Origin of the sequence: Larsenimonas salina, from assembly GCF_023736155.1 — a bacterium.
Taxonomy (GTDB): domain Bacteria; phylum Pseudomonadota; class Gammaproteobacteria; order Pseudomonadales; family Halomonadaceae; genus Larsenimonas; species Larsenimonas salina.
This window is the reverse complement of the sequence record NZ_JAMLJJ010000014.1, coordinates 1-8,445: the sequence shown is the minus strand read 5'-3', so window position 1 is coordinate 8,445 and position 8,445 is coordinate 1. Positions and strand designations below refer to the sequence as shown.

6 protein-coding genes are annotated in these 8,445 nt (G+C 54.9%); 4 read left to right on the top strand and 2 right to left on the bottom strand.

The features are described from left to right. The first annotated feature begins 84 nt into the window (after positions 1 to 84). The 4 genes from NAT23_RS14605 to NAT23_RS14590 all read left to right on the top strand — a co-directional run bounded on the left by NAT23_RS14605 (position 85) and on the right by NAT23_RS14590 (position 6,150). A complete protein-coding gene (locus NAT23_RS14605; RefSeq protein ID WP_433962208.1) occupies positions 85 to 249 on the top strand; it encodes an IS3 family transposase in 165 nt (54 codons plus the stop codon). Positions 250 to 445: 196 nt separating this feature from the next. Then, the gene (locus NAT23_RS14600) at positions 446 to 1,666 is read left to right on the top strand and encodes a TolC family protein (protein ID WP_251929386.1); all 1,221 of its coding nucleotides are present in this window, start codon (positions 446 to 448) and stop codon (positions 1,664 to 1,666) included. 21 nt (positions 1,667 to 1,687) lie between these two features. Further along, entirely contained in the window at positions 1,688 to 2,938 is a 1,251-nt protein-coding gene (locus tag NAT23_RS14595) for an efflux RND transporter periplasmic adaptor subunit (protein ID WP_251929385.1), read from the top strand. A 14-nt stretch (positions 2,939 to 2,952) separates the two neighbouring features. After that, the gene (locus NAT23_RS14590) at positions 2,953 to 6,150 is read left to right on the top strand and encodes an efflux RND transporter permease subunit (protein ID WP_176305092.1); all 3,198 of its coding nucleotides are present in this window, start codon (positions 2,953 to 2,955) and stop codon (positions 6,148 to 6,150) included. 52 nt (positions 6,151 to 6,202) lie between these two features. Here NAT23_RS14590 and NAT23_RS14585 read toward each other — a convergent pair whose 3' ends face one another. Together NAT23_RS14585 and NAT23_RS14580 are read right to left on the bottom strand one after the other, a co-directional pair. Beyond that, the gene (locus NAT23_RS14585; protein ID WP_251929384.1) at positions 6,203 to 7,525 is read right to left on the bottom strand and encodes an ATP-binding protein; all 1,323 of its coding nucleotides are present in this window, start codon (positions 7,523 to 7,525) and stop codon (positions 6,203 to 6,205) included. Between the two features lie 25 nt (positions 7,526 to 7,550). Then, positions 7,551 to 8,222, bottom strand: a complete 672-nt coding sequence (locus NAT23_RS14580; RefSeq protein WP_127062896.1) for a response regulator transcription factor — start codon at positions 8,220 to 8,222, stop codon at positions 7,551 to 7,553. Between the last annotated feature and the right edge of the window lie 223 nt (positions 8,223 to 8,445).

The window sequence follows — 8,445 nt, the reverse complement described above, 5'->3', positions numbered from 1 at the left end:
GGTCACGCGCACGTGGCTACCGGAACGAGGCCAACTTCATCGCGATGATCTACCTGATCGGCAGTCCGGTGGGCCGCCTGCTCGATCAGGCCAAATCCACATGAAGTGACGAAGAACCAATTTAAAACGCGAAACGACATGAGGCGCCGGGTGTTTGAGTACGTTGAGCTAGACTACAACAAGCAACGGCGGCACAGTGCCATTGGGATGATCAGCCCAGAGGTATTTGAAGCCCGAATGATCGCTTAAACCAGTGTCCACTCTTGCTGGGTAAGATCACACCTTCACCCCATCAACCATTAAATCCGTATACCCCTTTTGTGGATGACGCTTCGAATTCAAGTTCATTTCGACCTTTTCACTTACTATCTCCACCTCTACCTACCTTGTCATGGGCGTCTCGCCCCCATGAATTGTGGCTAACAACCCTTTCGGGAGAAAGTCGATGAAGGCAAGCAAGCACTCGCCCAGGGCGTTGCTGTGTTCAGTACTATTGTCTATTCCTCTGTTCGGTCAAGCGGAGACTGTGAATTGGACAAATTGGCTCACTGGCCAGATAAGCAAGCATCCGGATGTCATGGCGGCGACAGAGCAGGCGGCAGCCCGGGATGCGGATGCTGAGGCAAGCGAACAACCGCTGTATAACCCGGAGCTGTCTGTTGGAGCAGACAGAACGGGCAGTGAAAACAACTTTGAGGCAGGGCTATCACAAACGATCGATTGGTCTGATCAACAGGGTGCGCTAAAGGACAAGGCAAAGCTGATCAGGCTTTCCGCTGAAGCTGATTTGAACGAGGCGGTTTTGGCACAAACGTCCGAGTCGCTGTTTGCGCTTGTCGAGTGGCGCGCGGCGACGCGTGCCGAAGAAATTGCGGAATCCCAGCAACACCGTCTGGATGCCTTGCTGGAGCAGGTTGAGCAACGCCAGCAGGCGGGCGACCTGGGGCGTGCCGATGCAGAGCTTCTGTTTCTAAATCTATCCCGTCAGTTGAGCGAAGTCGCCCAGGCAAAGGCCGCAGTTGATCGGGCAGAAACTCAGGTTCAAGAACGTCTGCCGGACTGGAGGCCTCAGGATGGGGGAATCCCCGAGTATATATGGCCAGCGCTGGAGTCCCAGATTGGTGAGGCTGATCTGCTGTCACACCCGTCAATTGCAGTCGCTCGAGCCGAGTGGCAGGTGCTGAAAAGTGAGGCAGAGGTTGCGAGACGCAAAGCCACAGCATCGCCGACAGTAGGGCTGAGCGGAGGGCGTGACGGCGGCGAGAACGTGGTTGGCCTGACATTCTCGATCCCTCTGAACGTCCGTAATAACTACCGTGCCGAAATCCGGGCCGCGAATCGACGGGCTCTGGAGGCCGAAGCGCGGTTTCAGGCGCTCTACCGGAAACAACAATATGACCTGGCAGGCGCCCGAGCTGCCTGGAAGCGATACGACAAGCAACTTCGTCGATGGAAAGAACTCTCCCAGGGGCGTGTACAGCGAAGTGCCGATTTGCTTGAGAAGCAGTGGCAGGTCGGCGACCTCTCCACCTCTGAGTATCTCCAGGCGTTAGGCCAGCGCGCGGAGAGCCTGAAAACCGGTATTGAACTGGAAAAGCTGGCGCAGCTGGGCCTGATTGAACTGTTGAGCCAGTCTGGCGAACTGATCACCCCCTTCCAATACTAGTCTGGAAACTGGATAGTCATCATGAAAAAAACTCTGATTTCAGTATTTGTATTGACGCTGTTTATAGCTCCCCCTTCATTGGTGCAGGCCGAGGAAGATGCGCATAACGAGGCGGGCCATGATCATGCCGCCGGTGGCGACGATCATCGAGAAGGTACCGGTGAAGAGGATGAGCATGAGGGCGGGCATGCTGAAGAACGTGAGCATGAAGAGGAAGAAGGTCATGGCCACGAAGAGGAGAGCGATGGTGGTCATGAAGAATCAACTACCGCAAGCATCAATGCCAAACAGAAAGAGCTCGCCGGCATTGAGGTAGCAACCCTCGAGAGCAAGCGCGTTGACTATGAAATCTACGCTCCCGGTGAGCTGCTGACCAACGGCTATACCAGCTATCACGTGTCCCCCCGGGTTGCCTCAGTGGTGCTGCGGCGTCACGTGGAACTGGGTGAGCACGTAACCAAGGGCCAGCCGCTGGTAACCCTGTTCAGTGAGACGGTGGCACAGGCGCAGGCGGATTACAGGAAAGCTTTTCCTGAATGGAAGCGAATCAGCGGGCTGGGTCGTTCCGTGGTTGGCGATCAGCGGTTCAATACAGCGAAAGCCAACATTGAAGCAGCAAGGGCGACTCTGCTTGCTTACGGGCTGAACGATGATGACATTGGTGCGTTGAAGGCCAGCGGGGTGGATAGTCTCGGTGAATACATGCTCAGGGCTCGCGTGGATGGTGCAGTACTGACCGATGAGTTTGAGCAAGGACAAAGAGTTGAGGCTGGCCAGCCGCTGGTGACTCTTGCTGATGAGAGTGAGCTTTGGGTAGAAGCCCATCTGCCAGCAAGCTCCGACATTGTTCTAGAGAAGGGCGCGGAAGCCGAAGTCAGGGCAGCGGGTCGTGTGGGCGTGGCAACGGTGTCCCAGGAAGCCCACACCATTGATCCTGTGACCCGCACGCGGATTGTCAGGCTGGAGCTGGACAATCCTGAAGATCGTTTTCATCCAGGAATGTTCGCAGATGTGTATTTTCGTTTTAAGACCAGCGAGCCGGTGCTTGCCGTGCCGGAGACTGCATTGATGCGTGGCGCGGACGGCGACTGGACGGTCTATGTGGAAGAGGCCGAAGGCGAGTATGAACCCGTGGAAGTGGAACTGGGCCGCTCAATTGGCGGGCTCCGTGAGGTTTCCGGCCTGGCTGCGGGCCAACGAGTCGTTTTGCGGGGCGCATTTTTTGTGGCCTCTGAGATTGCCAAAGGCGGCTTTGATCCGCACAACCACTGATTCCGGGAGCCATTATGTTCAACCGAGTTGTCGACTGGGCGGTTCAGAACCGCCTGTTGGTTCTTATTGCGCTTGCAGTGCTTATCGCCACGGCCGCGTTTCAGATACCAAAACTGAATCTTGATGCTTTCCCCGACGTTACAAACGTCCAGGTCGCTGTTAATACAGAGGCGCCCGGACTTGCGGCTGAGGAAGTCGAGCAGCTGATCACCTATCCCATTGAAGCGGTGATGTATGCGTTGCCGGATGTTGAGGAGGTTCGGTCCATCTCCAAAACCGGGTTGTCTGGTGTCACCGTGGTCTTTAAAGAGGGCACGGATATCTATTTCGCGCGCCAACTGGTTTTCGAGCGGTTGCAGGCCGCGCGGGAGCTGATTCCGGACGGGGTCGGGGTGCCTGAAATGGGGCCGAATACGTCCGGTCTTGGCCAGGTCTACCAGTACTTGCTGATAGCGGACCCGGATTCGGGGTACGACGCAATGGAATTGCGCAGCTTGCACGACTGGCTGGTCAAACTGTTGCTGATACCGGCTGAAGGGGTTACGGAAATCCTGTCGTTTGGCGGAGAGGTCCGCCAGTACCAGGTTAACCTGAACCCGGCGCGAATGCTGTCCTATGACTTATCACAGAACGATGTCATGGAAGCCCTGGAGAACAACAACTCCAATGTTGGGGGCTGGTATATGGGCCGCGGGCAGGAGCAGTTGGTTATTCGCGGTATGGGCTGGCTGGGTAATGGCGAGCAGGGGCTCGAGCAGATCCGTCAGGTGCCCGTTAAAACCAGTGATGGCATTACAGTGACAGTGAACGATGTCGCCGAGGTAGCGCTGGGCACTGAAATTCGCCAGGGTGCGGTAACCATGACCCGGAAGGATGAAGCCGGTCAGGTTGAACAACTGGGTGAAGTGGTTTCTGGCATTGTACTCAAACGAATGGGGGCCAACACAAAAGCCACCATCGACGGCATCGAGGCCCGCATTGATCGCATAAATCAGGCGCTTCCGAGTGGGGTTCGTTTTGAGCCCTATTACAACCAGGCGGATCTGGTGACCAAGGCCGTAGAGACGGTGACCAATGCGCTTCTGTTGGCTTTTGTGTTTATTGCGATCGTGCTTGCCCTGTTCCTGATGAATCTGCGGGCAACAACGCTGGTGCTGCTTTCAATACCGATTTCCATCGGGATTGCCCTGATGATCATGGCCTGGTTCGGTCTCTCGGCCAACCTGATGTCTCTGGGCGGTATTGCTGTGGCAATCGGCATGCTGGTGGATGGCTCTGTTGTTATGGTTGAGAACATGTTCAAACATCTGACGCATCCGGATGCTGAGCATGACGCCCGTCGGGATGAATTGGTGAAAAACGACCCTGACCCATTGGACGCGTCACACGATGACCATGGCATTGCGCTTCGACTGCAGGAGGCAGGCCGGGAAGTGGCGCGACCAATTTTTTTCGCGACGGCGATTATCCTGGTCGTTTTCATGCCTTTATTCAGCTTTGAAGGTGTGGAAGCCAAGCTTTTCCAGCCAATGGCGATCAGCATCATGCTGGCCATTGTGTCCGCTGTGATCGTCGCTCTGGTGGTTGTACCCGCGCTGGCGTCATACATGTTCCGTAAGGGTATCCGGGAGCGGGAAAGCTTCATTCTAAAACCCCTGGAAAAGCTCTATCGCATGGGGCTTGCCTGGTCACTGAAGCATAGCCGCGTGGTTGTTGGCGCGGCGGCTGTTCTTGTTGTGCTGGCGGCGCTGGTTGTGCCACGACTCGGCACGGAGTTCGTGCCTGAACTGGAAGAGGGCACGATTAACCTCCGGGTGACCCTGGCCCCTTCATCAAGCCTTGATACGGCGCTTGAAGTGGCGCCAAAACTGGAAGCCATGCTGATGGAATTTCCAGAAGTGACCTACGCGCTGTCCCGGGCGGGGCGGGCGGAAATAGGCGGCGATCCGGAGCCCGTCAACAACATCGAAATCTACATTGGCCTCAAGCCAACAGCCGAGTGGACCAGCGCCAGTAATCGCTATGAATTGCAGGCCCTGTTTGAGGCGAAGCTCGAACAGCACCCGGGGCTACTGTTTAACTTTTCTCAGCCTATTGCAACTCGGGTTGACGAATTGTTGTCTGGTGTCCGCGCGCAGTTGGCCATCAAACTCTTTGGCCCGGATCTCAAGGTGCTGGCCGAGAAAGGCCAACAGATCGAAGCGGCGGTCCGAACTGTTCAGGGGACCCGGGACGTGGCCATGGAGCAGATTGCCGGTGAAGCGCAGTTGGTGGTTCAGCCAGACCGTCAGGCACTTTCCCGGTACGGACTCGCCGTGTCTGATGTGATGAGTGTCGTCCGGGACGGACTGGGTGGTGCCGCCGCGGGCCAGATCATCAACGGAAATGAGCGGTACGATATCTATGTGCGCCTGGCCAAACGTTTCCGGGAAGACCGGGATGCCATTGCTGATCTCAGGTTGCAGGCGCCTTCCGGAGCCTGGGTGAGACTCGGTGATGTGGCCGATGTGTCTATTGAGTCCGGCCCGCCCCAGGTGCGCCGCGACGACGTTCAGCGCCGTGTGGTCATTCAGTCCAATGTGCAGGGTCGTGACATGGGCAGTGTGGTTGCCGATATTCAGGATACCATCGCGTCAGAAGTGAACCTTCCCCCCGGCTATTCGGTGGATATTGGTGGTCAGTTCGAAAACCAGCAGCGAGCTCAGAAACGATTGACCATTGTGGTACCTGTATCTCTGGGGCTGATTGCGCTGTTGCTCTACTTCGCTTTCAGTTCGGTTGGTCAAGCGCTGTTGATTCTGGTCAACGTGCCGCTTGCCGTAATTGGTGGTGTCTTTTCGCTCTGGGTCTCCGGCCAGTATCTTTCAGTGCCCAGTTCCGTTGGATTTATCACACTGTTTGGTGTGGCGGTGCTTAACGGGGTCGTTATGGTCGAAAGCATCAATCAGCGAATACAGGATGGGTTGAGCATGGATGCCGCGGTGTTTGAAGGTGCCGTCTCCCGTTTACGTCCTGTCTTGATGACAGCAATAACCTCGGCGCTCGGCTTGATACCGATGCTGTTGTCGACGGGCGTGGGAGCGGAAATCCAGAAGCCACTGGCCAGCGTGATTGTTGGTGGTCTCGTGACTGCAACTTTCCTGACACTCTTTGTTTTGCCGGTTCTGTTCGGTCGCTTTTCAAGAGCCAAGGTGAGTGATATCCAACGGTAAAAAATGGGAGAAGCCGCGCTGCGTCATCGACGGTTGCCTTTCTGGAGGTTTTCTAATCCGGAAGTGGCAGTAGAATGACAATGCTGGCTCCTCCGTTTTTTGAGGTACCCATGTTCATCTGTCCGAGGTTGTCTTCGACAATCTCGGACACGATGGACAATCCGAGCCCAAAACCGGCGACCGTTTCATCCAGCCTGGTACCCCTGTTCATGACAGTGGCTGCCGCCTCGGGAGAAATTCCGGGGCCATCGTCCGCTACTTCTATGGAGAGTCCTGATGACGTGCGGGCGATTGTAACGTCGACGGTTGTCTGGCACCACTTCCCGCCATTTTCGAGTAAATTGCCAAGTAGCTCTGAAAGATCCTGTCGCTCCATTGGCCAGCTGAAGTTTTCAGGTAAGTTGGTGTGGAGGCGAAAAACCGTGTCAGGGAAGATTTTTTCCATAACGGTGATGACACTTGCCGTGATTTCAACCGGCATGCACGTCCGTCCCATCTGTCTGCCTGATATGTCTGCTTTGCTCATCCGGTATTTCAGGGATTTGTCAAGCTCCCGCAAGTTAGAGGCCATAAACACAACATCCTCCCGGGACGGAGGCAAGGTATCGATATCCGACAAAATGGCAAGATTGGCAGAAATAGAGGTTTTGACCAGGTGAGAGAGATCGGAATTCAGGCGGCGGTGGCGGTCCAGCCGCCGGTTTGACAGCTCGAGCAAATCATTGAGCTGCCGGATCAGCGGACGAAACTCTTCCGGCACGTGAGGGTTCAGACGACTTTGTTTCCCGGATTGGAGCCGTCTCAGGTCCTCTTTTATCCTACTGATGGGCTTTAACGTCAGATGTGTGGTGGTTCCAATCAGTGCCAGCAGTATCGCCAGAAGAACGGCCGAGGCACCGAGCAATGTCAGGTGGGCCTTCAGCGGTCGTTCAGAGAGCGCCCCCTCGGTTTCAAGAACGGTGATTGAGGCCAGCTTTCCAGTAGCAGTGAACGTACGTCTAAGCCCAAAAAGCGTGTTCGCGCCCTGCGCTATGTGAATAAAACCCTCGGGCTTATCCACAACGCCCTGCATTTGGCTCAGGTCAAAGTTGTTGCTCGTCAGGACGCTCCCGCCTGCCGTTTCGATGATGATGGCATGCCCCAGAAGCATTTCAAACTGATGGATCATGTTCCTGAGGTCGTCAGTTGTCGGGGACTCGGCTTCAATGATTGCCTGAAAGTTTTCCAGCTCTTTACTCAGGTGTTGTTTCCTGGACTCGTCCGATAGTTGTTTTATCACGTAGGGATGTGAAAAGAATATCAGGGTGAAATAGACGAGGCTGAAAACAGCCCCATACTGAATGGCTGTTCTTCGGATACTCTTTGGAGCTGGCATATGTTGACCTGGTTCGTTCGGGCGTTCAGCCAGTAGGATCTTTTTCGAAGAAGTAGCCCTGGCCACGCAAAGTCTTGATTTTATTGCCCCCTATTATTTTTCTGAGCCTGGCTATATAGACCTGAACAACATTCCTGGTGGGACATCTTTCAATGTTGTAGAGGGTTTCAACCAGTTCATCCTGTGAAAATACCCTGTCTGGTGAACGCAGGAAACACTGCAAAAGGCGGAATTCAGTGGCTGTCAGTCTGAACTCTTTCTGGTCGGGCGTGGTCAGCGTTCGGTAGCTGGCGTTGAGACGAAACCCGTCGACACTGATTTGATCTGTTGTTCTGCCATCCTTCCTTCGGATAATTGCATTGAGCCGGGCTTTCAGTTCATCAAACTCAAACGGTTTGGGAAGGTAATCGTCGGCACCCGCGTTCAACCCTTCTACTCTCTCAGTCCAGTTGGAGCGTGCGGTCAGAATAAGGATGGCCTCTTTTTTCCCGTTTTTTCTCCATCTTTGCATTAAAGACAGTCCATTTTCATCGGGCAGTCCGATATCGAGAATAACGGCCTGGTAGGAGCTTGTTTCAATCAACGAGTCCGCTTCTTTGCCGGTTTTGGCGATATCGACTGTGTAGTGCGCCTGCGCAAGCCAGTCCGATATTCTTTTGGCAAGTACCGCATTGTCCTCAACAATCAGAATTTTCATTTGTAAGCGCCGTTTTTCGAGGTGGGAAAGTTTCGCCAGTCTGCCATGGATTGTACCAGTAACGGCAACTCCCCAGAAAAACAGCAACCCGTTAAAAATGGGTTCTTCGTCACTTCATGTGGATTTGGCCTGATCGAGCAGGCGGCCCACCGGACTGCCGATCAGGTAGATCATCGCGATGAAGTTGGCCTCGTTCCGGTAGCCACGTGCGCGTGACCTGGCC